Consider the following 25,603-nt stretch of genomic DNA (forward strand, 5'->3'; position numbering starts at 1 on the left):
TTGGCTGGCCCCAAGGAGGGGCAGTCTGGCCTGACTCCTTTTGCGTTTTCCGGAGGAAACATGGAACGTTCGTTGAAGCCCCTTGATGTTGTGTATGGCTCTTCGCTGGGCGTGGACCGTCAGCGGGTGCTGCGCAATACCTATGCCTTGCTGGCTTTGTCGATGCTGCCCACGGTGCTGGGCGCCTGGCTGGGTGTGGCAACTGGTTTCAGCTTTTTCGCTGGCAGCCCCCTTATCAGCTTCGTCGTGTTCATGGCTGTGGCCTTTGGCTTCTTCTTCGCCATTGAGAAGTTCAAGAACTCTGGCCTGGGCGTGCTGCTCCTGCTGGGTTTCACCTTCTTCATGGGCCTGATGTTGTCCCGTCTGGTTGGTTTTGCTTTGGGCATGTCCAATGGCGCCAGCCTGGTGGCCACCGCGTTTGGTGGTACGGCCGTGGTCTTCACGGGCATGGCCGCCATGGCCAGCACCATGAAGCGCGACGTGTCCAGCCTGGGCAAGTGGCTGTTCATGGGCATGATCGTGATCCTGGTGGCGGGCGTGGCCAATATCTGGCTGCAACTGCCGGCGCTGCATCTGGCCATCTCGGCCATGGCCGTGGCGGTCTTCTCTGCTTTCATCCTTTATGACATCAAGCGCGTGCTGGATGGCGGCGAGACCAACTACGTGACGGCAACCCTGGCCATCTACCTGGACGTCTACAACGTGTTCTCGTCTCTGCTGCAATTGCTGATGGCACTGGGCGGCAGCGACGACTGATCTCGCGCCTCTTGAATTGGCGTGAGTTGATACGACATGGGGTATAGCTCTCTCGGAGAACCCCATGTCTGCTTCTTTTGAACTGGTTTGCCCACACTGTCAGGCGATCAACCGCGTGCCGGCTGATCGCGTCCAAGACAAGCCCCAGTGCGGCAAATGCGCACAGGCTGTGCTGCCTGGCCAGCCTGTCAACCTGAACACCCAGCATTTCGAGCGCTTCATCACGCGCAACCAGTTGCCTGTGCTGGTCGATTTCTGGGCGCCTTGGTGTGGCCCCTGCAAGATGTTTGCGCCCGTGTTTGCGCAGATGGCCGGTAGCTACAACGGCCGTGTGCTGTTTGCCAAGGTTGACACCGAGGCCGAGCAGCAACTCGCCGGCCGCTACAACATCCGCAGCATCCCGACGCTGGCCCTGTTTGCCAATGGCCGCGAGATCGATCGCGTGTCGGGTGCCTTGCAGCCAGCGCAGTTGAAGGCCTGGCTGGCTCGCCACGGCCTTTGATCGGCCGCCCTTCGGCCTGCTCAGAACTCAGTACTGATCGCCTTCGCCGATGTAGCTGCCAGGCGCCAGGTTTTCGAAGCGCGTGTTCGACTTCAGGAAGGCCAGGTGCAAGCTGCCCACCGGGCCGTTACGCTGCTTGCCGATGATGATTTCGGCCACACCCGGAATCTTCGATTCCTTGTTGTAGTACTCGTCGCGGTAGATGAACATGATCACGTCGGCATCCTGCTCGATGGCACCCGATTCGCGAAGGTCGGACATCATGGGGCGCTTGTCAGGGCGGGTTTCGACAGAACGGTTCAGCTGCGACAGGGCGATCACCGGGCACTGCAGTTCTTTGGCCAGCGCCTTGAGGCCCCGCGAGATCTCACCGATCACGGTGGCGCGGTTTTCCTCGTTGCCACCGGAGCCGCTCATCAGCTGCAGGTAGTCGATGATGATCAGGCCCAGGGTGCCGCCGAACTGGCGGGCCAGGCGGCGTGCGCGGGCGCGCAATTCATTGGGTGACAGGCCGGGCGTTTCGTCAATGAAGACGTTGGCCGTGCGCAGCTTCTCGACGGTTTCGCTCAGGCGGCCCCATTCGTCATCGCTCAGACGGCCGGTACGCAGGTTCTGCTGGTTGATGCGGCCAATGGAGCCGACCATGCGCAGCGCCAGTTGGGACGCGCCCATTTCCATGGAGAACACGGCCACAGGCAGGCCTTCGTTGACCGCCACGTTTTCGCCAATGTTCAGCGCGAAAGCGGTCTTACCCATGGAGGGGCGGGCGGCCAGGATGATCAGGTCGCCCTTTTGCAGGCCGGCTGTCATCTTGTCCATCTCGGTGAAGCCGGTGCGCACACCGGTCACGTCTTCGGAGCCGTTGTCGGCCAGTTCCTGCACGCGGTCCAGCAGGTCCACCACCAGGCCGTCCATGGAGTGGAAGCCTTGTTTGCCCTTGTTGCCTTCCTCGCCGATCTTCATGATCTTGGCTTCGGCCTCGTCGAGTTGGTCGGCCACGGACTTGCCGTTGGGGCTGAAGGCGTTGGTGGCGATTTCATCGCTGACCGACACCAGCTTGCGCAGCACCGCGCGCTCACGCACGATTTCGGCGTAGCGGCGCATGTTGGCGGCGCTGGGCACCGACTGGGCCAGGGCATTCAGGTACATCAAGCCGCCAGGAACATCCGCGGTCTTGCCCTGCATCTGCAATTGCTCGAAGACCGTGATCACGTCAGCGGGCTTGGAGCCATTGATCAGTTGCTGGATGGCCGTGAAGATGAGCTGGTGTTCGTGGCGGTAGAAGTCGCTGTCGGTCAGGAGGTCCGAGGCGCGGTCCCAGGCGCTGTTGTCCAGCAGCAAGCCGCCCAGCACGCTCTGCTCGGCTTCGATGGAGTGCGGCGGCACCCGCAGCTTGGCGATTTCATCGGCGCCAATCGAGGCACTCAGGCCTGATGGGGAGAAGGGTGTCGGGAGAACTGCGGCCATGGTCGTCAATCATAAGGTTGTCAGCGTCTTGCGCATGTGGATAATGCTGTGGACATGTGTGCAAGTCTGTGGGCAACCTTGGGATAGCTTGGGGATTGGCGTGGATAAGTGGCGTGCCCAATGAGAAAGCCGGCTCAAGGCCGGCTTCCTGGGGGCTGGATCCGGTGCGAACACCGGACTCTGCTTGGTCTGGTATGACCCGGTACTTAGGCGGCTTCGCCAACCACAGCGACGGTGATCTCGGCGACCACGTCGGTGTGCAGCGACAGCGACACAGGGTGCTCGCCCACGGTCTTCAGCGGACCGTTAGGCAGGCGGATCTGGTGCTTGGCCACTTCGAAGCCGGCAGCCTTGAGGCCTTCAGCGATGTCGAAGTTGGTGACCGAACCGAACAGGCGGCCGTCCACGCCAGCCTTCTGGCTGACGGTGATGGTCTTGCTGGCGAGCTTGTCGCCCAGGGCTTGAGCGGCGGCCAGCTTTTCGGCTTGAACCTTTTCCAGTTCAGCGCGACGGGCTTCGAATTCGGCGACAGCCTTTTCGGTGGCGCGACGAGCTTGGCCAGTGGGGATCAGGAAGTTACGAGCGTAACCGTCCTTCACGCGGACCACATCACCCAGGTTGCCCAGGTTGGCGACTTTTTCGAGGAGGATGATTTGCATGACAGAGAACTCCTTAGACGCGGTGCTGGTCGCTGTAAGGCAGCAGGGCCAGGAAGCGAGCGCGCTTGATGGCGGTGGTCAGCTGACGCTGGTAGATCGCGCGGGTGCCGGTCAGGCGTGCGGGGATGATCTTGCCGTTTTCAGCGATGAAGTCGCGCAGGGTGTCAACGTCCTTGTAGTCGATCTGTTCGACGTTGGCGACGGTGAAGCGGTAGAAGCGCTTGCGACGGAACAGCAGGGATTGCGTGTTGCGCTTGCCCTTGCGGTCTTTGGAGAACTTGCCGTTCTTGGAGCGGGGAGCAGCCATGATGACCTCTCAGTATCCGAATGGATGTGTTAAACGATGTCGTTGAGTTCGGTGATGTGGAGCAGCACGCCACGTCCGTTGCGCGGAGCACCCAGGAAGCCGGCAATGCTCAATGGCACGCCAACCGGCTTTCGGTTCAATTGCTCTGCAATCGGACCAATTGCCACGGCCTTGATGTCCAGCTTGACCTTGCGGGGAAGCAGGGCCTCGGTCACTTCGGATTCGTGCTGAAGCACGACGTCGAGTGCGGGCAGGCCGGCGGGGGTGTATCTCAATACGCTGCGTTCAATGATCTGGGCTGAAATCAGCACACGGTTCATGAACGTGGACGCAACGCCTGTCGATGCCTTGCGGCATCAATCAGGCAGCGGCTTGCTCCTGCTGGGCCTTGCGGGCCTCTTCACGCTCAACTTGCTTCATCATCACGGAAGGAGCGGTTTCAGCCTTGTCCTTCAGCACGGTGAGGTGACGCAGCACGGCGTCGTTGAACTTGAAGCCGGTTTCGAGTTCAGCCAGGGTTTCCTTGCTGGTCTCGATGTTCAGGCACAGGTAGTGAGCCTTGGCCAGCTTGTTGATCTGGTATGCCAGCTGACGACGGCCCCAGTCTTCAAGACGGTGAACCTGGCCGCCGGTGGAGGCGATCAGGGCCTTGTAGCGTTCCAGCATGGCGGGAACTTGCTCGCTTTGATCCGGGTGGATCAGCACGACGATTTCATAGTGACGCATGGATACTCCTTGTGGATTCCAGTTGATGGAAGCCGCCACGAAGCGTCAAACCCGTAGACGGCAAGGGCTGCTCAAGAAATGAGCAACTGGCGGAAAAGCCTGCGATTGTAGCAGTGAAAACGCCACCCGAAGGTGGCGTGTGAGGTTCGCTCAGCTGGATTTGACAACGAAATCCGGCTGTTTTGTCCGAAAACCTTATTTGGCAGCCAGGCGCTGCCAGGTTTCGACCACGGTGTCGGGGTTCAGCGAGATCGACACAATACCCTCGGCGGCCAGCCACTCGGCGAAATCCGGGTGGTCGGATGGGCCCTGGCCGCAAATGCCGATGTACTTGCCGTGGGCACGGCAGGCGGCAATCGCGCGCGAGATCATGGCCTTGACGGCTGGATCGCGTTCATCGAAATCGTGGGCCAGCAGCTCCAGGCCGGAGTCGCGGTCCAGGCCCAGGGTGAGCTGGGTCAGGTCGTTCGAGCCGATGGACATGCCGTCGAAGAACTCCAGGAACTGCTCGGCCAGGATGGCGTTGGACGGCACCTCGCACATCATGATGATACGCAGGCCGTCGTGGCCACCCTTGGAGGCGCGCACCAGGCCGTGATCGGCCAGCATGTTGGTCACGCGCTCGGCCTGCTTCAAGGTGCGCACAAAGGGCACCATGATCTCGATGTTGCTCAGGCCCATGTCGTTGCGCACGCGCTTGAGGGCTTCGCATTCCATGGCAAAGGCCTCGCCGAACTCGGCGCTGATGTAGCGCGAGGCGCCGCGGAAACCCAGCATGGGGTTCTCTTCCTCGGGCTCGTAGCGCGAACCGCCGATCAGCTTCTTGTACTCGTTGGACTTGAAGTCCGACAGGCGCACGATGACGGGCTTGGGCCAGAAGGCAGCAGCGATGGTCGCGATACCTTCAGCGAGCTTGTCCACGTAGAAAGCGCGGGGCGAAGCGTGACCACGGGCTACCGACTCGACGGCCTTTTTCAGGTCGCTGTCGATGTTGGGGTAGTCCAGGATCGCCTTGGGGTGGACGCCGATGTTGTTGTTGATGATGAACTCGAGGCGGGCCAGGCCCACGCCGTTGTTGGGCATCTGGGCGAAGTCGAACGCCAGTTGGGGGTTGCCCACGTTCATCATGATCTTCAGGCCGATGTGGGGCATCTCACCGCGCTTGACCTCGGTGACCTCGGTTTCCAGCAGGCCTTCGTAGATGTAGCCGGTGTCGCCTTCGGAGCAGGCCACGGTCACCAGGGTGCCGTCGGTCAGGCGCTCGGTGGCGTTGCCACAACCCACCACGGCAGGGATGCCCAGTTCACGCGCGATGATGGCGGCGTGGCAGGTACGGCCGCCACGGTTCGTGACGATGGCGCTGGCGCGCTTCATCACGGGCTCCCAGTTGGGGTCGGTCATGTCGGTGACGAGCACGTCGCCGGGCTTGACGGTGTCCATCTCGGAGATGTTGTGCACGATGCGCACGGGGCCGGTGCCGATCTTCTGGCCAATGGCACGGCCTTCAGCCAGGATGGTGCCGGTGCTCTTGAGTTTGTAGCGTTGCTCGACCTTGCCTTGCATCTGGCTCTTGACCGTCTCAGGACGCGCCTGGAGGATGTAGAGCTTGCCGTCGGTGCCGTCCTTGCCCCATTCGATGTCCATCGGGCGGCCATAGTGCTGCTCGATGACCAGCGCGTAGCGGGCCAGCTCGGTCACGTCCTCGTTGCTCAGGCTGTAGCGGTTACGGGCCTCGACGGTGGTGTCCACGGTCTTGACCAGCTTGCCGGTGGCGGCCTTTTCTTCCGGCGTGGCGAACTCCATCTTGAGCAGCTTGGAGCCCAGGTTGCGGCGGATCACGGCCTGCTTGCCAGCCTTCAGGGCGGGCTTGTGCACGTAGAACTCGTCGGGGTTGACGGCGCCTTGCACCACGGTCTCACCCAGGCCATAGCTGGAGGTGATGAAGACCACGTCCTGGAAGCCCGATTCGGTGTCAATGGTGAACATCACACCGGCGGCGCCCAGGTCGGAGCGCACCATGCGTTGAACGCCGGCCGACAGGGCGACGACGTCATGGGCGAAGCCCTTGTGCACGCGGTAGGAGATGGCGCGGTCGTTGTAGAGAGAGGCGAACACCTCCTTCATCTTGTGCAGCACGTCTTCGATGCCGACCACGTTCAGGAAGGTCTCTTGCTGACCGGCAAACGAGGCGTCAGGCAGGTCTTCTGCGGTGGCGGACGAACGCACGGCGAACGAGGCCTGCAGGTTGTCGCCAGCCAGCTTGGCGAAGGCGCCGCGGATAGCCTTTTCCAGGTCGGCAGGGAAGGGCTGGGCTTCAACCCAGCCACGGATTTCGGCGCCGGCCTCGGCCAGGGCGCGCACGTCCTCGGTGTTCAGCGCTGCCAGGCGCTTGCTGATGCGGTCGGCCAGGCCGTCGTGCTTGAGGAATTCGCGGAAGGCGTGGGCCGTGGTGGCAAAGCCCGTTGGCACGCGCACGCCATCGGGCAGTTGCGAGATCATCTCGCCGAGGCTGGCGTTCTTGCCGCCGACGACCTCGACGTCGGACATGCGCAGTTGCTCGAAGGGCACGACCAGATCGGTCGGCTCAAAGCGGTTGGTCATAAAAGCTCCAGGATGGTGAAAAAAATGGGTTGGCATCCACGGGTGGGCGCAGGTCTGTTGGTGTTGTTCGGGACCTTTGCCGCACATCTGACAACAGCTGTGGACACGAGATGGACTGATTGTAGGGTCAGGCCTATGATCGTGGGCTCAACAAGATCAATTCCTCTGGTCCACGAACGGGTGTTTGCGTGCAAAGCTGGCACGTCCGATTGAGGGGCCTTCTTCCTTTTTGTCTGCTTATGTCTGATCGCAGCGTGTTTTTCGTGTCCGATGGCACAGGTATCACGGCCGAGACCATGGGTAACTCCATCCTGGCCCAGTTCGCCATCAAGCCCCGGCACGTGCGTCGGCCCTTCATCGACACCGTGGACAAGGCGCATCAGGTGGTGCGCGAGATCAACGCGGCGGGGCAGCGCGAAGGCAAGCGGCCCATCGTGTTCACGACGCTGGCCAACGACGATGTGCTGGCCATCTTGCGGGGGTGCGAGGCCAAGGTCTTCGATGTGATCAAGACCTTCGTCGAACCGCTCGAAGAAGAGTTCAGCATGAAGTCCAACCATCGGGTGGGCCGCTTCAGCGACGCCAGCGTGGACCAGGAATACAACGACCGCATCGAGGCCATCAACTTCGCGCTGGAGCACGACGATGGGCAGTCTTCGCGCAGCCTGGAGCTGGCGGATGTGGTGCTGGTGGGTGTGAGCCGTTGCGGCAAGACGCCCACATCGCTGTACCTGGCGATGCAGCATGGCATCAAGGCCGCCAATGTGCCATTGATCCCCGAGGATTTCGATCGTGGTTTCCTGCCCTCGATGCTCAAGCCCTACAAGAAGAAGTGCTTTGGCCTGACGATCGAGCCCAATCGCTTGAGCCAGATCCGCAACGAGCGCCGCCCGGGCAGCAAGTACGCCAGCCTGGACAACTGCCGCCTGGAGGTGGCGCAGGCCGAATCCATGATGCGCCGCGAGGGCATCGACTGGCTGTCGTCCACGCACAAGTCGATTGAAGAGATCGCCACCACCATCTTGCGTGACATCAGGCCCGATCGCCTGATCTACTGATCTGCCGATTATTGAGGTTGCGCACTTTGGCGCTTGTTGGCCTGATGGTGCGTGGCCATTTCGATGAAGTGGCTCAGGCGTTTTGACAAGGCCTCGGCCGTGTGCAGGGTGTCGCTGTCAGCATGCCGCGCCTGTTCCTGAGTCTGCACTGCAAGCCGGGCCAGTTCAGGTGTATGCAGGTTGAGGGCGGTGCCCTTGATGTTGTGGGCGATCTTGGCCAGTTGTTCCAGGTTCTGGGTCTGGATGGCGCGCTCAAGTTCCTGCTGGATCTCGCTGAGGGTGTCACCCAGCATGGCGATCAGGCGGTCAAGGAGTTGAGGCTGCGCCTGGTAGTACTGCTGCATGGCCTGCCAGTCGGTGATGTCCTGCTGCATGTTGGGCTCGGTGCTTGTCGTTGCTTGGGCTGCCATGTCGTTTGCCTGCGGTACATCCCCGGGGCGCCAACGTGCAAAGCGGCGTATTTCGTCAACCAGAGTATCCAGCATATAGGGTTTGGTGACGTAGCCCACCATGCCGGCCCTTCTGGCCTGTTGCTTGGCGGTGTCGAACGCGTGCGCGGTCAGCCCGATGACAGGGAGCGAGGGCGCGATGTGGCCGAGCGCCTGGGCGGCCTGGTAGCCGTCCATGACCGGCATCTGGATGTCGCACAACACCACGTCGAAGCTCGATGGCCCATGCACGCGAACCTGCTCCAGCGCATGGGCGCCATCGAACGCGAAAGTGACGATGGCGCCTTCTTGTTCCAGCATCTGTTGCAGCACCAGGCGATTGACGGGGTTGTCTTCGGCGGCGAGCACACGGATGTGCGCCAGCCGCTGTGTGCTGCTCACGGCCGTTCGGTTCAGCTTGGTCTTGATGGCGTTGAGCAGGCGCAGGGGGCTCAAGGGGCCGGCAACCACAGGCAGGTCGTTGTGCAGGGCTGGCGGCAATTCCACCACCATGCTGGCGGGCGCATTGACCAGCACCGTGTGGCCGAGGGCGACGTTGCGGCGAATCTCGTCGGCGGCGCATTGGGCCAAGGCGTCGGATGACAGGATGATCACGTCAGGTTGGCAATCTGGTGGCAGAGGAAGGGCGGGGGTGTTGGTCACCTTCAGTGCTCGATCGCAAAGCGATTCGGTCAAGGCGATGGACGCCGGCGTGGGTGCGCCCACCATGGCCACGTGGCGGATGTTGCGCACGTCGCCGGCTTCAGGGTGCAGCACCGGGAGCTTGACCGTGAAGGTGGTGCCCTGGCCCGGCTGGCTGTGGACCTGGATATGGCCTCGCATCATCTCCACCAGCCGCTTGCAGATGGCCAGGCCCAGGCCCGTGCCACCAGCCTGTGCGGGGTGGTGGCCATGCACTTGCACAAAGGGCTTGAACAGTTGCTGGAGCTTGTCCTCGGACATGCCGATCCCCGTGTCGGTGACCTCCATGATGAGATCGGGGGCGATGTAGTCCAGGCGGATGGCAACCTGCCCGGCGTCGGTGAACTTGATCGCGTTGGAGAGCAGGTTCAGCAGGATCTGGGACAGACGGGTGGCGTCACCATGGAAGTACTGCGGCACATCGGCCGACTCATGGATGATCAGCGGCAGGCCTTTGGCCTGAGCCAGGATCGCCTTGAGCGTGAGCACGTGTTCCAGCACCTGGCCGAGGTTGATGCGTTCATAGTGCAGATTGAGCTTGCCCGACTCTATCCGGGAGAAGTCCAGCACGTCATTGACCAGCGTGAGCAAATGTTGGGCGGAGTCGAGCATCTGCTCGAAGGTTCTGGCCTGAGGTGTGCCGACCGCCTGGCGCGCGCCCACCTGGGCCAGGCCGAACATCGCGTTCAAGGGTGTGCGCACCTCATGGCTGATGTTGGCCAGGAACTCGCTCTTGGCCTGGTTGGCAGCTTCGGCGGCCAGTTCGGCCTGCTTGATCTGGCTGATGTCGAACACGATGACCAGAAAGCCTTGCACGACGCCGTTGACGATGTCGGGCAGGTAGTGGGCTTCGCTGTGGCGGTGTCGTCCGGGCTGCCGCGGGATGGGGATCAGTGTTTCAAAGCGCTGGGGCAGCCCATTGAGCACGGCTTCGATGTAAGGCCAGTTCTGGGCGAAGAGTTCCGGCCCCAACACCTCCTTGATGTGCAGGTTGCGCAATTGGTCGGCGGACATGCCGAACCACTCGACGTAGGCCTTGTTGGCAAAGCGGTTGCGCAGGTCTTTGGTCCAGTAGCCGATCAGGCCGGGCACGCCGTCCAGGATGTTTTGCAGCAGGCGTTCGTGCTCGCTGAGTGCGGCTGTGCGCTCCTTGACGCGCTCTTCGAGGGATTCGGTGAGCTTGAGCACGGCATGCTCGGCCTTCTTGCGGGCCGTGATGTCCATGACGATGCCGGTGTAGGTGGGCTGGCCGTCCTGCCTGGGTTGGCCGGGCTGGCCGCGTGACAGGATCCACCTGACAGGGCCGCTGCTCGGGTTGGTGCGCCACTCGATTTCGAATGGGACGCGGCATTGGCTGGCGGCAAAGACCGTCTGCCTGGCATACGTGCGATCTTCCGGGTGGATGCTGGCGAGCCAGGCGTCCTGACTGGCTTGCACGTCAGGCGAGAGGCCAAACAGGGCCCAGACCTCTTGAGACCAGGTGTTGAGGTTGGTGTCAAGCTGCCATTCCCACAGGCCTGCCTGGGCGGCGGACAGCGCCATCCTCAGCCCGTCATCCGTCGGCATGAACCGAAGGGGGGGCGTGTCGATCTCCGTCAGGACCTGCATATGCCTCCTTGTGCGGGAGCTTGAGGTGCGCTGCGTCGGGCTTGCGGCCGCTGCGCTTGACTGATGGGGCTCAGGAAATCGGGTACAGCAACCTGTCCGATGAACCCGGATCGGATGGGCAACATTAACGTTTATGCGCCTGCTTGGCAATGTGCCAACCTGAAATCTGCACGGTGTTGGCGGCTGGAAACAGTCTGGCCCGCCTGGGACGGGTGTCCTGGGCGGGCCAGTTGTGCAGGGGACGGGCGGATCAGTCGCCGTCTGGCCGGATCAGCTCTGGTAGTCGCTCACCGGCACGCAGGAGCAGAACAGGTTGCGGTCGCCATGGACGTTGTCCACGCGGCCCACCGGCGACCAGTACTTCTGCTTGCGCAGGCTGGCCACGGGGTAGGCGGCCAGCTCGCGACTGTAGGCGTGCGGCCACTCGGCCTTGAGCAGGCTGGCGGCGGTGTGCGGCGCGTTTTTCAGCGGGTTGTCGTCTTGCGGCAGCTTGCCTTGTTCCACCAGGCGAATTTCCTCGCGGATGGCGATCATGGCGTCACAGAAGCGGTCCAGTTCGGCCTTGGATTCGCTCTCGGTGGGCTCGACCATGAGCGTGCCGGCCACGGGGAAGCTCAAGGTGGGGGCGTGGAAGCCGTAGTCGATCAGGCGCTTGGCCACGTCTTCGGCGCCGACGCCGCTGGTTTCCTTCAGGGGGCGCAGGTCCAGGATGCACTCGTGGGCCACACCGCCACCCTTGATGGTCTGGCTACCACCGCTGAAGTGGATGTCGTAGTGGTCGGCCAGGCGGGCGGCCACGTAGTTGGCGTTGAGGATGGCCACTTCGGTGGCCGCCTTCAGGCCGTCGGCACCCATCATGCGGATGTACATCCAGCTGATGGGCAGCACGGCGGCATTGCCCAGCGGGGCGGCCGACACGGCGCCGACCTGCACCTCCGAGCCGATGCCGGCCGAGCGGTGGGCAGGCAGATAGGGGGCCAGGTCTTCGACCACACAGACGGGGCCGACACCGGGGCCGCCACCGCCGTGGGGGATGCAGAAGGTCTTGTGCAGGTTCAGGTGGCTGACGTCGCCGCCGAACTGGCCAGGGGCGGCCAGGCCGACCAGGGCGTTCATGTTGGCGCCGTCCACGTAGACGCGACCGCCATGCTGGTGGACCAACTTGCACAACTCGGTCACGCGGGTTTCGAACACGCCGTAGGTCGAGGGGTAGGTGATCATCACGGCGGCCAGGTTGGCGCTGTGCTGCTCGCACTTGGCCTTGAGGTCGTCCAGATCGACGTTGCCGTCGGCATCGCACTTGGTGACCACGACCTTCATGCCGACCATGTGGGCGCTGGCGGGGTTGGTGCCGTGTGCCGATTCGGGGATCAGGCAGATGTCACGGTGGCCCTGGCCCTTGGCCTCGTGGTAGGCCTTGATGATCAGCAGGCCGGCGTATTCGCCTTGCGAGCCGGCATTGGGTTGCAGGCTGATGCCGGCGTAACCCGTGGCCTGACTCAGCCAGGCGCACAGCTCTTCATTGAGCAACTCGTAGCCCTTGAGCTGGTCGCGGGGAGCGAAGGGGTGGATGTGCGCGAACTCGGGCCAGGTGATGGGGATCATCTCGCTGGTGGCGTTGAGCTTCATGGTGCACGAGCCCAGCGGGATCATGGTGCGGTCCAGCGCCAGGTCCTTGTCGGCCAGGCCGCGCAGGTAGCGCAGCATTTCCGTTTCGCTGTGGTGGGTATTGAACACCGGGTGCGTCAGGAAGGCGCTTTCGCGGCGCAGGTTGGCCGGCAGGCCCAGGGCCACGCCGTTCTCAAACGCGGCGAAGGAGGGCAGTGGCTTGCCGCCAGAGAACACCGTCCACAGGTCGATGATGTCGTTGCGGATGGAGGTTTCGTCCAGCGAGATGGTCACGCTGTCGTTGCTGGCATCGCGCAGGTTGATGCCCAGTTTGACGGCGGCGGCCAGCACGGCTTCACGGTCTTCGGTCAACACCTGGATGGTGTCGAACCAGGTGGTGTGCACGACCTTGCGGCCCATGGCCTTGAGGCCTTCGGCCAGGATGGAGGCGTAGCTGGCCACGCGCAGGGCGATGCGCTTGAGGCCTTCGGGGCCGTGGTAGACCGCGTACATGCTGGCCACGACGGCAGGCAGCACCTGGGCCGTGCAGATGTTGGATGTGGCCTTTTCGCGGCGGATGTGTTGCTCGCGGGTTTGAAGGGCCAGGCGGTAGGCGGGGTCACCATGGCTGTCGACGCTCACGCCGACCAGGCGGCCCGGCATGGAGCGCTTGAACTCGTCCTTGGTGGCCAGGTAGGCGGCGTGCGGGCCACCATTGCCCATGGGCATGCCAAAGCGCTGGGTGTTGCCCAGGGCGATGTCGGCGCCCAGCTCGCCCGGCGGCGTCAGCAGGGTGAGGGCCAGCAGGTCGGCGGCGACGATGGCCAGTGCACCCTTGGCGTGCAGGGCATCGACCAGGGGGCGAAGGTCACGCACCTGGCCGTTGACGCCGGGGTACTGCATCAAGGCCGCGAAGCAGTCGTTGTTTTGCAGGTGCTCGGCCAGTTGCGCGGCGTGCACCAGGTCGACGGTGATGCCCAGCGGCTTGGCGCGGGTCTGGATCACTTCCAGGGTTTGCGGGAAGACGTCATGGCAGACCACAAAGCGGGTGGACTTGCTCTTGCCACCCCGTGCAGCCAGGGTCATGGCTTCGGCGGCTGCGGTGGCCTCGTCCAGCATGGAGGCGTTGGCGATCGCCATGCCGGTCAGGTCGGTGACCATGGTCTGGAAGTTGATCAGCGCTTCCATGCGGCCTTGCGAGATCTCGGCCTGGTAGGGCGTGTAGGCGGTGTACCAGGCGGGGTTCTCGAGGATGTTGCGCAGGATGACGCCGGGCGTCAGGGTGCCGTAGTAGCCCTGGCCGATGAAGTTGCGCATCAGCTTGTTCTGCTGGGCGATGGCCTTGAGTTCGGCCAGTGCCTGGGCCTCGGTCAGCGGCGCGGGCAACTCCATGGGGTTCTCGCGCTTGATGGTGGCCGGCACGATGCCGTCGATCAGGGCCTGACGCGTGGCCACGCCAATGGCGCTGAGCATGTGTTGCTGCTCTTCGTCCCAGGGGCCGAGGTGGCGGGCCTGGAATTCGGTCGCGTTTTCGAGTTCAGCGAGGGTGGGCAGGTGGGTGTTCAGCATGGCGTTCGGCGTCGGGCGGGATCAGGCAGGCGGGCAGACAGGCTCAGGGGGCAAGGCACAAGGCGCCACCACGTGGCGGCGCCTCGGGGATCACTTCAAGGGTGATCAGGCGTTCTTGAGCAGGTCGTCGTAGGCGGTCTTGTCCAGCAAGGCATCGAGCTCGGCCGGGTTGGCCAGCTTGACCTTGAAGAACCAGCCGGCACCTGTGGGGTCGCTGTTGGCCAGCGAGGGGTCGTCGCGCAGGGCTTCGTTGACTTCGGTGATCTCGCCGGTCACGGGCATGTAGACGTCGGCAGCAGCCTTGACGGACTCGACCACGCCGGCCACGTCCTTGGGGTTGAAGGTGGTGCCCACGGCGGGCAGGTCGACGAAAACCACGTCGCCCAGCGCATCTTGCGCGTGGTGGGTGATGCCGACGATGGCGGTGCCGTCAGCTTCGATTTGCAGCCATTCGTGGTCGGGCGTGTACTTGATGGTCATGGTGGACGTCCTGGAAAAAATGGATAGATGGAGGTGCTTGTTTGCCGAACGGGCGAGAGTATCGCCCAGGGTTCAGCCGCGGTAGTAGCGGTTGGGCACGAAGGGCAGGGTGGTCACGGTCATGGCGACGCGCTTGTCGCGCACGATGGCGAACACCGGGGTGCCCACAGCAGCTTGAGGCGTGGCCACGTAGGCCAGTGCGATGGGCTGGCCGAGGCTGGGGCTGGGGGAGCCGCTGGTGACCACGCCGATCTCTTGTCCGTCTGCGTTGACAACCTTGGCGCCTTCACGCACGGGCATGCGCTCCGTGCTGATCAGGCCCACGCGCTTGCGGGCCGCACCGTTGGCCAGTTGGCCGTCGATCACGCTGGCGCCGGGGTAGCCGCCGGCACGAGCACCACCGGCGCGGCGCACCTTCTGGATGGCCCAGGTGATGCTGCCTTCAACGGGCGTGGTGGTGGTGTCGATGTCGTGGCCGTACAGGCACAGGCCGGCTTCCAGGCGCAGGGTGTCGCGGGCGCCCAGGCCGATGGGTTTGACTTCGGGTTGGGCCAGCAGGGCGCGGGCCAGTTGCTCGGCCTTGTTGGCAGGCACGGAGATCTCAAAGCCGTCTTCGCCGGTGTAGCCAGAGCGGGTCAGGAAGCAGTCGATCCCGTCCAGCACGAAGTGGCCGCCAGTCATGAAAGTGAGTTTTTGCACATCGGCGTTCAGGCGGGCCAGTGCGGTCACGGCTTGCGGGCCTTGCAGGGCCAGCAGGGCCTGGTCGGGCAGGGGCTGCACGGTGCAACGGCTGCCGATGTGCTGCTGCATGTGGGCGATGTCCTGCGTCTTGCAGGCGGCGTTCACGACCACGAACAGGTCGTTTTCGCGGCGGGTGACCATCAGGTCGTCCAGGATGCCGCCTTGCTCGTTCGTGAACAGGGCATAGCGCTGCTTGAACTGAGGCAGGTCGACGATGTCCACGGGCACCAGGGATTCGAGTGCGGCGTCGGCGCCTTCGCCCTTGAGCAGGACCTGGCCCATGTGCGAGACGTCAAACAGGCCGGCAGCGGCGCGGGTGTGTTTGTGCTCGGTGAGGATGCCGGTGGCGTACTGCACGGGCATGTCGTAGCCACCAAAGGGGACCATCTTGGCGCCCAGTTCGATGTGCAGGGCGTGCAGAGGCGTCTTCAACAAGGTGTCGGGTGTGTCAGCGGACATGGCAGTAGCTGGCTGCGAGGCCAGCGGGAGGGCAATCTGAGTGGATCCAGACCCGTTTCGCGACCCGGTCAGTGACCTTGTCGAAACCCGAATCCAGTGCTGCCCTCTCTGTCCGCTTTACCTGAGAGATTGACCCCTCGCTGCAACCTGGTCGCGGCGTTATGGGCTTGCCCCTTCGGTGGCCGGGCTCACCTTGCTTGAAACAAGGTCACCAGGCTCTCTCCAGTGAGGATCATGGTGGCTGTAACCCCGCCATGTTTGCCAGTCCTTTTGCCTGAGCGTTCGGGCGGCCAACTCACGTTGGGTGGCCCTGCGCCTTCGGCGGCCTCGGCACAGTGGCGTCGGCTCTCTCCTGACAAGCCGCGAGTGTATCAGCCAGTGCCGGCTTCGCGTGTGAAAAAAGCCGCGCCAGCGGGGTGCGGGCACGGCTTTGAGGGGGGAGGGGCTGGGTTGCCTATTGCATCAGCAGGTGGGGAAGCCACAGCGAGAGGCCCGGCCAGTAGGTCACCAGGCCCAGGAAGGCCAGCATGGTCAGCAGCCAGGGCCAGACGGCCACGGTCAGCTCGGTGATGCCCATCTTGGTGATGCCCGAGGCCACATACAGGTTCAGGCCCACCGGCGGGTGGCACATGCCCACTTCCATGTTGACCACGATCAGGATGCCGAAGTGGATGGGGTCGATACCCAGCTTGACGGCCACAGGGAACAGGATGGGCGCCATGATCAGCACGATCGAGGAGGGCTCCATGAAGTTGCCCGCCACCAGCAGCAGGATGTTGACGACCAGCAGGAAGGCGATCTGGCCCAGCCCCATGCCAACCAGCCAGTCGGCCAGCTGTTGCGGGATGTTCTCGTTGGCCAGCACGAAACTGAACAGCACCGCGTTGGTGATGATGTAGAGCAGCATCGCGCTCATGTTGGCCGAGTTCAGCAGCACGCGGGGCACGTCTTTCAGACCCATGTCCTTGTAGACGAACACGGCGATGATGAAGGCGTAGACGGCGGCCATGGCGGCCGCTTCAGTGGGAGTGAAGATGCCGGTGTAGATCCCGCCCATCACGACCACGATCAGCAGCAGGCCCCAGAAGGAGTCCTTCAAAGCCTTGACGCGCTGTGCGAAAGAGGCCTTGGGCTGACGCGGGTAACCAAACTTGCGCGCCCGCCACCAGGTGGTGAAGCCCAGCATCGAGGCCAGCACGATGCCGGGGATGACGCCCGCCAGAAACAGCGCCCCCACCGAGGTGTTGGTGGACACCGAGTACATCACCATCACGATGGAGGGCGGGATCAGGATGCCTAAAGCGCCCGAAGTGGTGATGACGCCCGCGCCGAACTTGTTGGGAAAGCCTGCCTTGGTCATGGCCGGCAGCAGGATCGAGCCAATGGCCACCACCGTGGCCGGTGAGGAACCAGAGACCGCCGCAAACAGGGCACAGGCCAGCACCCCCGCCAGCGCCAGGCCGCCATGCCAGTGCCCCACCATGCTGGTGGCAAAGTTGATCATGCGCCTGGCCACGCCGCCGTGCGTCAGGAAGTTGCCGGCCAGGATGAAGAAGGGGATCGCCATGATCTCGAACTTCTCGATGCCGGTGAACAGCTTGAGTGCGACGGATTCCAGCGGCACTTGCGTGAAGCCGAAGATGAACGTGAGAACCGTGAGGCCCAGCGAGATGCTCACGGGCATGCCCGTGAGCATCAGTGCCAGCAGCACAGCGAAAATGATGATGCCGTTCATGTGCTGCTCCTTCAGGCCTTGGCGACTTCTTCATCAAGGCCATCCACATGGCCATGATCGTGGTGAGGCAATTCGCCCGTGCGGGTGAAGTTCCACGCGACCTGCAGGAAGCGGAAACACATCAGGGAAGAGCCCAGCGGGATCGCCATGTAGATGATCCAGGTCGGCCACTCCAGGTCAGGCGTGGTCGGGCCTTCGATCAAGTCAGTCATGTCCAGGTGGAAGGCGTTGTAGAACGCGTAGTGCGCGCCGTTGTGCCACACGAAGCTGGCGCCCATGGTGGCGATGGTGCCGGTGAACAGTGCGCCCGCCAGCAAGCCAAACAGCACGAAGAACTTGCGCTTGGGCGGAGACAGCTGGTTGATGAGCACGTCCACCCCGACGTGGATGCCGGTGCGCACGCCGTAGGCCGCGCCGAACTTGGCCATCCAGACGAACAGGTAGATGGTGGCCTCTTGTGCCCAGGCGAAGTTCAGCGTGAGCAGCCAGTCCTGCATGGGGCTGTTGAAGCCGACCATGTAGCGGTGCAGCACGGACACAAAAATGATCAGCGTGGCGGCGCCCATGAAGGACGCGATCAGCCACTCTTCCAGATGGTCAAGCCATTTCATGATGGGCTCTCCTCGGTATGAAAAAGCCCACGGCTTGGCGTGGGCTGGGTCGCAGTGTCATCCCACGTCGATCACATCTTGCTGGGATCGAAGCTGGTTTCCTTGTAGATGGACTGGATGACGTCTTCCCCGATGCGAGAAGCCATTTGCTTGTGGACCGGCATCAGCGCCTTCTTGAGCAAGAAGCGCTCGCCGATCGTGGGCTTGTAGACCACGGTCTTGCCAGAGGCTTGCACCTTGGCCAGGGCCTCCTGGTTGTCCTGGAAGGCCACGTCGTTGGCGACCTGGGTGGATTCAGCCATGGCCTTGGACAGCGCCAGGCGGACGTCAGCGGGCAGGCCGTCCCAGAACTTCTTGTTCACCACCACTGCGTAACCGAGGTAGCCATGGTTGGTGACGCTGACGTGCTTTTGCACTTCATGCATCTTCTGGGTGTAGAGGTTGGAGGGAGGGTTCTCGGTGCCATCGACCACGCCAGTCTGCAGGGCCTGGTAGGTCTCGGAGAAGGCCAGCACCTGGGGCAGGGCGCCCAGCGCGCGCATTTCGGCGTCCAGCACCTTGGAGGACTGGATGCGCATCTTCAGGCCCTTGTAGTCTTCAACGGCCTTGAGCGGCTTGTTGGCTGACATGACCTTGAACCCGTTGTCCCAGTAGGCCAGGCCGTGGATGCCGCGTGACTCCAGCTTGCGCAGCAGGCCTTGCCCGATCGGGCCATTCGTGACCTTGTGCAGGGAGGGGTAGTCGTCAAAGATGAAGGGCAGGTCGAAGACCTCGAATTCCTTCACGCCCAAGGGCGCAAACTTGGACAGCGAGGGCGCCAGCATCTGGACGGAGCCCAGCTGCAAGGCTTCCATCTCTTCCTTGTCCTTGTAGAGCTGGCTGTTGGGGTAGACCTCGACCTTGACGCGGCCTTTGGTCAACTCGGCTGCACGCTTGGCAAAGAACTCGGCGGCCTTGCCCTTGGGTGTGTCCACGGCCACCACATGGCTGAACTTGATGATGATGGGTGACTGGGCGAATGCCGTGGGCAAGAGCGCCATCGATGCGGCCAGGGTGAGCATGCTGCGGCGCAGCGTGTAGGCGGATTTCAGCTTGAACATGGCGGCGTCTCCGGATCGTTTTGGATGGCCCATTGTTCCGTTTCGGCTGCCTGCGGCAAATTGTGGAGATCCACATTCGTGCATCACCCTAGGGTTGCACCGGGTGCAGGCCATCTAGACTGCTTGCATGACCAATACGGACAAGGCCCGCAACAGCGCACCAGGCATCCGCGTGCCTGAGCGGCCCGCTCTGGCTGTGCCGCCACGCCCCAGATTGCACCTGCTGGGCTCGCGTTTTGCCCTGATGCCCTCGCTCTGGGCCTGGCCGCTGGTGTTGTCCGTGCTGCTGGTGGCGGGGGTCATGGTCTGGCTGCAGGCCAAGGAGGGGGCTGACCGCGAAGCCCAGCGTGCCGACATGATCTCTGACGCCCTGTCGCTGGAGGCGCAGATCACCAACCGGCTGGACGAAGAAACGAACAAGCTGCGGGCGCTGGCCGATGTCATCCAGTCCAGGCCCCTGAGCCAGGATGCCTTTGCGCGGCATGCGCTGGTGCTTGACGGTCTGCGGCGCTTCTGGGTCAGCGTGACCTGGCTTGGGGATGATGGGCGCATCATGGCCCATGTGCCTGACGACGCGATGCCGGCACACGATGCGGCACGCAACATCGGGGACGAAGTGGGCATGGCAGGGCACCTGTCGGTGTCGCTGGCCGGGCACGAGGAGCATCTGGGCGGCATGTTGGTGGCGCGCTACTCGGCCGGCGCGCTGTTGCGGCAAAAAGTGCCCTGGTGGCTGGCCAGCAAGTACGACATCCGGCTGGTGGACGAGTCTGACGAGGTGATTGCCGCCACGGTGGATGGGCCCCGGCACCCCGCGCAGGCCTGGTACCGGGTGTCGATGACGCCCTCCTTGCCCAATGCCTGGCTGGAGCTGGCCTCGCGCGAGCGCATCACGCCCTGGTGGCGCACCATGCCCATGGCCCTGATGGGTGGCTTCGTGGTGCTGCTGGGCATTGCCAGCGTCATGCTCAGAAAACAGATGCACAGCGTGTCCAGGGCCGAAGAGGCCTGGCGCACGGAGGCCGCCTGGCGGTCGGCCATGGAGGACTCGCTGGCCGTGGGCATCCGCGCCCGGGACATGCAGGGGCGCCTTGTTTACGTGAACAAGACCATGGCCGACATGGTGGGCTACCAGCCTGACGAGCTGATCGGTTTGATGCCACCCATGCCTTACTGGGTGCCACACGAGCTGGAGCAAAGCATGAGCCGGCACTTGCGCAACATGGCCGGCAAGGCGCCGCGGGAAGGCTATGAGTCGCGCTGGCAGCACCGGGATGGGACGGAGGTGGATGTCATGGTGTTTGAAGCCCCGCTGGTGGACGCCAAGGGCATGCAGATCGGCTGGATGGCCTCCGTGCTCAACATCACCGAGCGCAAACACATGGAAGAGCGCGAGCGCAAACAGATGGAGACCATGGCGCACAACGCGCGCCTGACCATGCTGGGCGAGGTGGCCTCCACGCTGGCGCACGAGCTCAATCAGCCGCTCTCGGCCATCGCCAGCTACAACGCAGGGCTGCTCAATGCGCTGGGTGCGCGAGACGACATGGACCCGCCCATCATGAAAGCCTTGCAGCGCATGGGCGAGCAGGCCGCTCATGCCGGGCGCATCGTCAAGCGCATCCGCGAGTTCCTCACGCGGCGCGAGCCCCGGCGCGAGCCCTGCAGCATCATGGGTGTGATCGAGTCCGGGGTGTCACTCCTCAAGCGGGACCTGTCACGCCATGATGTGCGCGTGCACATTCAAGGCGACGCGCATTTGCCCGATGTGGTGGCCGACCCTGTGTTGATCGAGCAGGTCGTGGTCAACCTGGTGCGCAATGCCAGCGATGCCTTGTCCACGCAGGCGGGCGAGCGCCACATCCATGTGTCGGCGGCCCAAGCAGGCCGCTTCGTGCGCGTGTCCGTGGCCGACAATGGCCCCGGCCTTCAAGGGGTGCGTGGTGACCGCCTGTTCGCCCCGTTCTATTCAACCAAGGCCGATGGCATGGGCATGGGGCTGGCCATTTGCCGCTCCATCATCGAGTTGCACTATGGGGTGCTGGACGCAGAAGAGGCGCCAGAGAGGGGGGCGGTGTTTTCCTTCAGCCTGCCCATCGACGTGGCAGACCCTGGTGCCGATCCTGCCGATCCCGCTGATTCAACCGAGGAGGATGCATGATCTCTGCGCCAATGAAAGACAAGGGTGTGGTCTACCTCGTCGACGACGAGGCCGTGGTGCGTGACGCGCTGGTGTTTCTGCTGGGCTCGCGCGGCCTGGTGGTGCATGCCTTCGACGGCGGGCCGGCCTTGCTGGATTTCCTGGGCAAGTCCAGCCTGCCCATGCCCGGTGTGTTCGTGCTGGATGTGCGCATGGAACCCATGTCCGGCCTGATGCTGCACGAGTCCTTGCTGTCCATGGGGCTGCGCAACCCCGTGCTCTTCCTGAGCGGGCATGGCGACATCCCCATGGTGGTGGAAGCCTTGAAGAAGGGCGCTTTCGACTTCCTTGAAAAGCCCTACAGCGACAACACCCTGGTGGACCGCATCGAGCAGGCATTGGCCGTGGAGGCCGCCTCACGGGCGCACAACGCGCAGGCGCAGGAGCGCCAGGCCCGCCTGGCCAGCCTCAGCGAGCGCGAGCAGGAGGTGATGCACCGCGTGGCAGCCGGCAAGCTCAACAAGGTGATTGCCGATGAATTGCACATCGCGGTCAGAACGGTGGAGGTGCACCGGGCACGGGTGTTTTCCAAGCTGGGTGTGCGCTCTGCCGCCGAGTTGGCCGGCTGGTTGGCCAGCGGATGAATTGACGACGCCTTGGGGGCTGTGGACGTCAACTTGCGGGGGCGACAGGTGAAACCCCTTGCTGGTGTGCATGGGGCGTTTGGTAGATTGACTTACCCAATATTCACATGTGGACGAGTCGATGCTGCCTGCAACCCTTTCGCGTTTCCGCCCTGCAACATGGCTGGCCCTGGGCCTGATCGGTCTGGCCAGTGCGCCGGCCTGGTCCGCCCAGACGGCTTGTGTCTTCGACATCATCGGGACCACGGGGCCGGCCTATTCCGCCGCAAAGGATTTCGTGCTGGCCATGCAGAAGCTCAACATGGGCGTTGACATCGAGCTCAAGGCCTACACCGATGAGCGCGTGGCCGCAGAAGACTTCCGCAGTGGCCAGTGCGATGCCATGGCCGTGACCTCGTTCCGCAGCAAGCCCTACAACCTGGTGGCCGCCACGGTGGATGCCATTGGCGCCACCACCATGGAGCGTAATGGCAAGATCGACATGGAGGCCAGCTACGAGATCCTGCGCAAGGCCATCGAGGTGTTTGCCTCGCCGGGCGCCAGCAAGCTGATGGTGCAGGACAAGTACGAAGTGGCCGGCATCGTGCCCATGGGTGCGGCCTATCCCATCGTCAATGACCGCAAGATCAACAGCGTGGAAGCCGCCGCCGGCAAGCGCATTGCGGCCTTCGACGTGGACAAGGTGCAGAACATGGCCATCACGCGCATCGGCGCGCAGCCCATCCCTGCCGACATCACCAACTTCGCCAGCAAGTTCAACAATGGCCTGGTGGATGTGATCTTCGCGCCGGCCCTGGCCTACAAGCCGCTGGAGCTCTACAAGGGCATTGGCACCAAGGGCGCGATCTCGCGCATGCCCATCACCTTCCTGACCTACCAGATCATCATCAACAAGAACAAGTTCCCGGCGGGCACGGGCTTGAAGGCGCGCCAGTACTGGCTGGGCCAGTTCGAGACGACCATGGGCATGATCCGCAAGGCCGAGGCCGAGTTGCCTGCCAAGGTGTGGATGGAGATCCCTTCGGCCGACCTGGTTCGCTACATCCAGATGCTGCGCGATGGCCGCGTGGAGATCGCCGAAGTGGGCCTGTACGACAAGCGCGCCCTGAAGGTGCTCAAGCGCATCCGTTGCGACATGAAGCCCAACGATTCGGAGTGCACCAGCTCGGCTGAAATTGAATGGCCGGACAAGCCCAAGGCTGCTCCGGCCATCAACTGAGCTGAGGTGATTGCCGTCGCCTTTACTTGAGCGACTGGATGTAGGCGATGACGTCGGCACGCGCTGCGGCGTCATCCAGCCCGTCGTACTTCATCTTGCCACCGGGGACCAGTTTCTTGGGGTGAGTGATGTACAGGTCGATCTTGTCGGGTGACCAGGTGATGCCACTTTGTTTCATGGCCTCCGAGTAGTTGAAGTCGGCCACCGTGCCGGCTTTGCGTCCGATGACGCCAAACAGCGGGGGGCCCTTTTTGGCCTTGCCTTCCTTGGGGCTGTGGCAGTCACCGCATTCGCCCGCAAAGACATCTGCGCCTTTCTTGGCATCGCCTGCCGCCGCGGCATGGCCAGCCATGGTCAGCGTGCACAGTGCCATCAACAGGGCGTGCATGGGCTTCATGTTCTTCATCGTTTGATCTTTCGAAATCGGTTGCTCAACCGGGTTGTTTGTGCGTGGCTTCGTCCAGCACGTCCTGAGGCTCCACGCCGCCTTCAGGCTCCTTGTGCGCGATGCCGTAATGGCAATCGATGCAGGTCTTGCTGCCATTGAGCAGTTTCTTGTGCTGTGTCTGGGCGGTCTTGCCCTGCATGTCGGGGTCCATGGCCTTGACGTCATGGCAGTTGCGGCACTCCTTGGAGTCCGTCTGCTTCATGCGCAGCCAGACCTTCTTGGCCATGTCCAGGCGGTGAGCCTCGAACTTTTCCTTGGTGTCGATGGTGCCCAGCATGTGCTGCAGCACGTCGTTGGAGGCCCGCGCCTTGCGGATCACCGTGTCGACGAACTCATGCGGCACATGGCAGTCCGAGCAGATGGCTTTCACACCCGTGCGGTTTTTCGCATGGATGGTGTGGCTGTACTCGGTGTAGTTGTTGTCCTTCATCTCGTGACACGAGACGCAGAATTCGAGCGTGTTGGTGTGGTCAACCGAGGCCTTGCCGCCAACCGCCAGGGCGGCGCCCATCATCATCAGGAAGATGGCCTGAATTTCGAGGACCTTGGCCCAGGGCTTTTGTTGCTTGATGCGCTGCCAGAGGGACGTCATTGCGTGCTCCACAAGCGCCTTGCTGCACGAGCTTGTGCAGGCAAGGCGCCATTTGTCTTCAGGCTCAGAACGAGGTCCAGGCGAACAGGCGCAGGCTGTTCATGTCGCCAGGCTTGCCCAGCACCGTGCTGGTGTCGGTGTCCTCGTCATACGTCACGAAGCGCTTGAACGCGATGTATTGCAGGCCCACGCGCAAATTGGCCCAAGGTGCGGCCCACGAGGACTCCTTGCCCCATGGGGTCCAGTCCACCTGGTAGAGGAAGCCACGGTTGCCTGCGTGCTGGTCTTCGCTGGTGGCCTTGAAATAGCCCAGCGTGGCGCCGTAGGTGTTCTGGAAGTGGTAGGACGCGGCCAGCTTGGTGTTCTTGACCGTGTTGCTGGCTTCACCGGTGTCCGTGGCGGCCGTGGTGCGCTCACGGATATAGCTGCCATTGACCGTCACCACGTGCTCGCGTGTGCCCAGGAACTGGTAGCTGCCGTCGATGCCGAAGTCCTTGAACTTGACCAAGTCGGTTGATGCGCGGTCTTCCAGCTTGCCGTTGAAGGCCAGCAGCCCCACGTTCCAGGCCTGTGTGCGCAGGTCCTTCATGTAGGCCAGGCGCACATAGGGCGCATTGCTCATGCTGGCAAACTCTGCGCCATCGGGGTAGCGGCCGACGCCCAGGCGAGACTGCAGCGCGGGTGAAATGCTGTTGTACAGCCCCAGCTCCGCGTAGATGTTGTCGTCGATGAGGCTGTAGGCGTTGACACCGATAACGCGCTGTTCAACCGAGGCGGAGGCCATGTCCACCCCGGGGTTGGTGACGCGGTCAGACGCGGTGTACGGGAAGCTCCACACGGACAGGGTGTTGAACGGGTCCTGCACGGTAGGGTTGTTGTTGACGGACAGGCCCACCAGAGCTTCCTTGCCGCCGCCGATGTTCATCGTGGTGGCGTAGCGCAGGTCGGCCTGGTCAATGCCGGTGGTGTGGTCCACGCCGCTGTTGGTGACCTGCACGAAGCTGCCGATGTTGTCGCTCAGCTTGCCGGCCAGGAACACGGAGGACTCGGCCAGGCCCAGCTTGGAGGATGTGACGTTGTTGCCGTTGGCATCCGGCTCCTTGAAGCGGGCGTATTCGGCGATCACCATGGCCGACAGCGGGATCTTGCCGGCTTTGCCGTCAGAGTCCACATAGCCACCCAGCTTGAACTTGATGCCAAAGGGCGTCAGTTGGGGGCCATAGGCGCCGATGTGGCAGGCCGCGCAATCCTGGCCAGTCTGGCGCGCGAAACTGGGAACGGCTTGTGCCTGGCCGGCCAGGAAGGCCAAGGCAAGGGGCAGGCTAGCCCACAGCGCTTTGCGCGCCAATGAAAAACGGTTACTCATGCTTGATCCTCTATCTCCGTGTTGTGGTGCGCGGCGTGCATTCAGGCGCAGCCGCACTGGAATCCCTGGGGCTTGTC

The 25,603-nt window shown here is 63.1% G+C and carries 22 protein-coding genes and 2 riboswitches; of the genes, 6 read left to right on the forward strand and 16 right to left on the reverse strand.

Annotated elements, in window-relative coordinates; translation table 11 throughout:
* Positions 1-60: 60 nt before the first annotated feature.
* Both HY019_RS14040 and trxC read left to right on the forward strand, forming a co-directional pair.
* The gene (locus HY019_RS14040) at positions 61-756 is read left to right on the forward strand and encodes a Bax inhibitor-1/YccA family protein (protein WP_290693111.1); all 696 of its coding nucleotides are present in this window, start codon (positions 61-63) and stop codon (positions 754-756) included.
* 64 nt (positions 757-820) lie between these two features.
* The gene (gene trxC, locus HY019_RS14045; RefSeq protein WP_290693113.1) at positions 821-1,258 is read left to right on the forward strand and encodes a thioredoxin TrxC; all 438 of its coding nucleotides are present in this window, start codon (positions 821-823) and stop codon (positions 1,256-1,258) included.
* Between the two features lie 27 nt (positions 1,259-1,285).
* Here trxC and dnaB read toward each other — a convergent pair whose 3' ends face one another.
* The 6 genes from dnaB to ppsA form a co-directional block, all read right to left on the reverse strand.
* Positions 1,286-2,725: a replicative DNA helicase gene (dnaB, locus tag HY019_RS14050; RefSeq protein ID WP_290693115.1), complete on the reverse strand. Its 1,440-nt coding sequence runs from the start codon at positions 2,723-2,725 to the stop codon at positions 1,286-1,288.
* 206 nt (positions 2,726-2,931) lie between these two features.
* Entirely contained in the window at positions 2,932-3,384 is a 453-nt protein-coding gene (gene rplI / locus HY019_RS14055) for a 50S ribosomal protein L9 (RefSeq protein ID WP_290693117.1), read from the reverse strand.
* A 13-nt stretch (positions 3,385-3,397) separates the two neighbouring features.
* A complete protein-coding gene (gene rpsR, locus HY019_RS14060; RefSeq protein WP_290693119.1) occupies positions 3,398-3,691 on the reverse strand; it encodes a 30S ribosomal protein S18 in 294 nt (97 codons plus the stop codon).
* A gap of 29 nt (positions 3,692-3,720) precedes the next feature.
* Positions 3,721-4,011 (reverse strand): primosomal replication protein N, encoded by a 291-nt coding sequence (priB, locus tag HY019_RS14065; protein ID WP_290693121.1) that lies wholly within the window; start codon positions 4,009-4,011, stop codon positions 3,721-3,723.
* Positions 4,012-4,051: 40 nt separating this feature from the next.
* Positions 4,052-4,417 (reverse strand): 30S ribosomal protein S6, encoded by a 366-nt coding sequence (gene rpsF, locus HY019_RS14070; RefSeq protein WP_035034554.1) that lies wholly within the window; start codon positions 4,415-4,417, stop codon positions 4,052-4,054.
* A gap of 195 nt (positions 4,418-4,612) precedes the next feature.
* Entirely contained in the window at positions 4,613-7,018 is a 2,406-nt protein-coding gene (gene ppsA / locus HY019_RS14075) for a phosphoenolpyruvate synthase (RefSeq protein WP_290693124.1), read from the reverse strand.
* 239 nt (positions 7,019-7,257) lie between these two features.
* Between ppsA and HY019_RS14080 the strand changes: the two genes are divergently transcribed.
* A complete protein-coding gene (locus HY019_RS14080; RefSeq protein ID WP_290693126.1) occupies positions 7,258-8,076 on the forward strand; it encodes a pyruvate, water dikinase regulatory protein in 819 nt (272 codons plus the stop codon).
* Positions 8,077-8,084: 8 nt separating this feature from the next.
* Here the strand turns inward: HY019_RS14080 and HY019_RS14085 are convergent, their stop codons facing one another.
* From HY019_RS14085 to HY019_RS14115, 7 genes are all read right to left on the reverse strand, one after another.
* Positions 8,085-10,814, reverse strand: coding sequence for an ATP-binding protein (locus HY019_RS14085; protein WP_290693128.1), 2,730 nt, complete (start codon positions 10,812-10,814; stop codon positions 8,085-8,087).
* Between the two features lie 270 nt (positions 10,815-11,084).
* The gene (gene gcvP / locus HY019_RS14090; RefSeq protein ID WP_290693131.1) at positions 11,085-13,991 is read right to left on the reverse strand and encodes an aminomethyl-transferring glycine dehydrogenase; all 2,907 of its coding nucleotides are present in this window, start codon (positions 13,989-13,991) and stop codon (positions 11,085-11,087) included.
* A 105-nt stretch (positions 13,992-14,096) separates the two neighbouring features.
* A complete protein-coding gene (gcvH, locus tag HY019_RS14095; RefSeq protein ID WP_290693133.1) occupies positions 14,097-14,471 on the reverse strand; it encodes a glycine cleavage system protein GcvH in 375 nt (124 codons plus the stop codon).
* 72 nt (positions 14,472-14,543) lie between these two features.
* Positions 14,544-15,671: a glycine cleavage system aminomethyltransferase GcvT gene (gene gcvT, locus HY019_RS14100; RefSeq protein ID WP_290693135.1), complete on the reverse strand. Its 1,128-nt coding sequence runs from the start codon at positions 15,669-15,671 to the stop codon at positions 14,544-14,546.
* A gap of 98 nt (positions 15,672-15,769) precedes the next feature.
* Positions 15,770-15,907, reverse strand: a riboswitch (glycine riboswitch).
* Between the two features lie 16 nt (positions 15,908-15,923).
* A riboswitch (glycine riboswitch) is annotated at positions 15,924-16,036 on the reverse strand.
* A gap of 89 nt (positions 16,037-16,125) precedes the next feature.
* On the reverse strand, positions 16,126-17,406 hold the full coding sequence (locus HY019_RS14105; protein WP_290693138.1) for a TRAP transporter large permease subunit: 1,281 nt from the start codon (positions 17,404-17,406) through the stop codon (positions 16,126-16,128).
* Between the two features lie 11 nt (positions 17,407-17,417).
* Entirely contained in the window at positions 17,418-18,017 is a 600-nt protein-coding gene (locus HY019_RS14110; protein ID WP_290693141.1) for a TRAP transporter small permease, read from the reverse strand.
* A 71-nt stretch (positions 18,018-18,088) separates the two neighbouring features.
* On the reverse strand, positions 18,089-19,078 hold the full coding sequence (locus HY019_RS14115; RefSeq protein WP_290694199.1) for a TRAP transporter substrate-binding protein: 990 nt from the start codon (positions 19,076-19,078) through the stop codon (positions 18,089-18,091).
* Between the two features lie 166 nt (positions 19,079-19,244).
* On the opposite strand from HY019_RS14115, the gene HY019_RS14120 reads away from it, so the two are divergent.
* The 3 genes from HY019_RS14120 to HY019_RS14130 all read left to right on the forward strand — a co-directional run bounded on the left by HY019_RS14120 (position 19,245) and on the right by HY019_RS14130 (position 23,120).
* Positions 19,245-21,278 carry a PAS domain S-box protein gene (locus HY019_RS14120; RefSeq protein ID WP_290693144.1) on the forward strand — a complete coding sequence of 678 codons (2,034 nt, stop codon included), beginning with the start codon at positions 19,245-19,247 and terminating at the stop codon, positions 21,276-21,278.
* Positions 21,275-21,901, forward strand: coding sequence for a response regulator (locus HY019_RS14125; RefSeq protein WP_290693147.1), 627 nt, complete (start codon positions 21,275-21,277; stop codon positions 21,899-21,901). Before HY019_RS14120 ends, HY019_RS14125 begins: the two co-directional genes overlap by 4 nt.
* Positions 21,902-22,022: 121 nt before the next feature.
* On the forward strand, positions 22,023-23,120 hold the full coding sequence (locus HY019_RS14130) for a putative solute-binding protein (protein WP_290693152.1): 1,098 nt from the start codon (positions 22,023-22,025) through the stop codon (positions 23,118-23,120).
* Positions 23,121-23,142: 22 nt separating this feature from the next.
* Here HY019_RS14130 and HY019_RS14135 read toward each other — a convergent pair whose 3' ends face one another.
* The 3 genes from HY019_RS14135 to HY019_RS14145 form a co-directional block, all read right to left on the reverse strand.
* Entirely contained in the window at positions 23,143-23,517 is a 375-nt protein-coding gene (locus HY019_RS14135) for a c-type cytochrome (RefSeq protein ID WP_290693153.1), read from the reverse strand.
* Positions 23,518-23,551: 34 nt separating this feature from the next.
* Positions 23,552-24,160: a NapC/NirT family cytochrome c gene (locus HY019_RS14140; RefSeq protein ID WP_290693155.1), complete on the reverse strand. Its 609-nt coding sequence runs from the start codon at positions 24,158-24,160 to the stop codon at positions 23,552-23,554.
* Positions 24,161-24,224: 64 nt separating this feature from the next.
* Positions 24,225-25,526 (reverse strand): hypothetical protein, encoded by a 1,302-nt coding sequence (locus tag HY019_RS14145; RefSeq protein WP_290693158.1) that lies wholly within the window; start codon positions 25,524-25,526, stop codon positions 24,225-24,227.
* Positions 25,527-25,603: the final 77 nt, after the last annotated feature.

This window comes from Aquabacterium sp. (genome assembly GCF_016195855.1).
Classification (GTDB): domain Bacteria; phylum Pseudomonadota; class Gammaproteobacteria; order Burkholderiales; family Burkholderiaceae_C; genus Aquabacterium.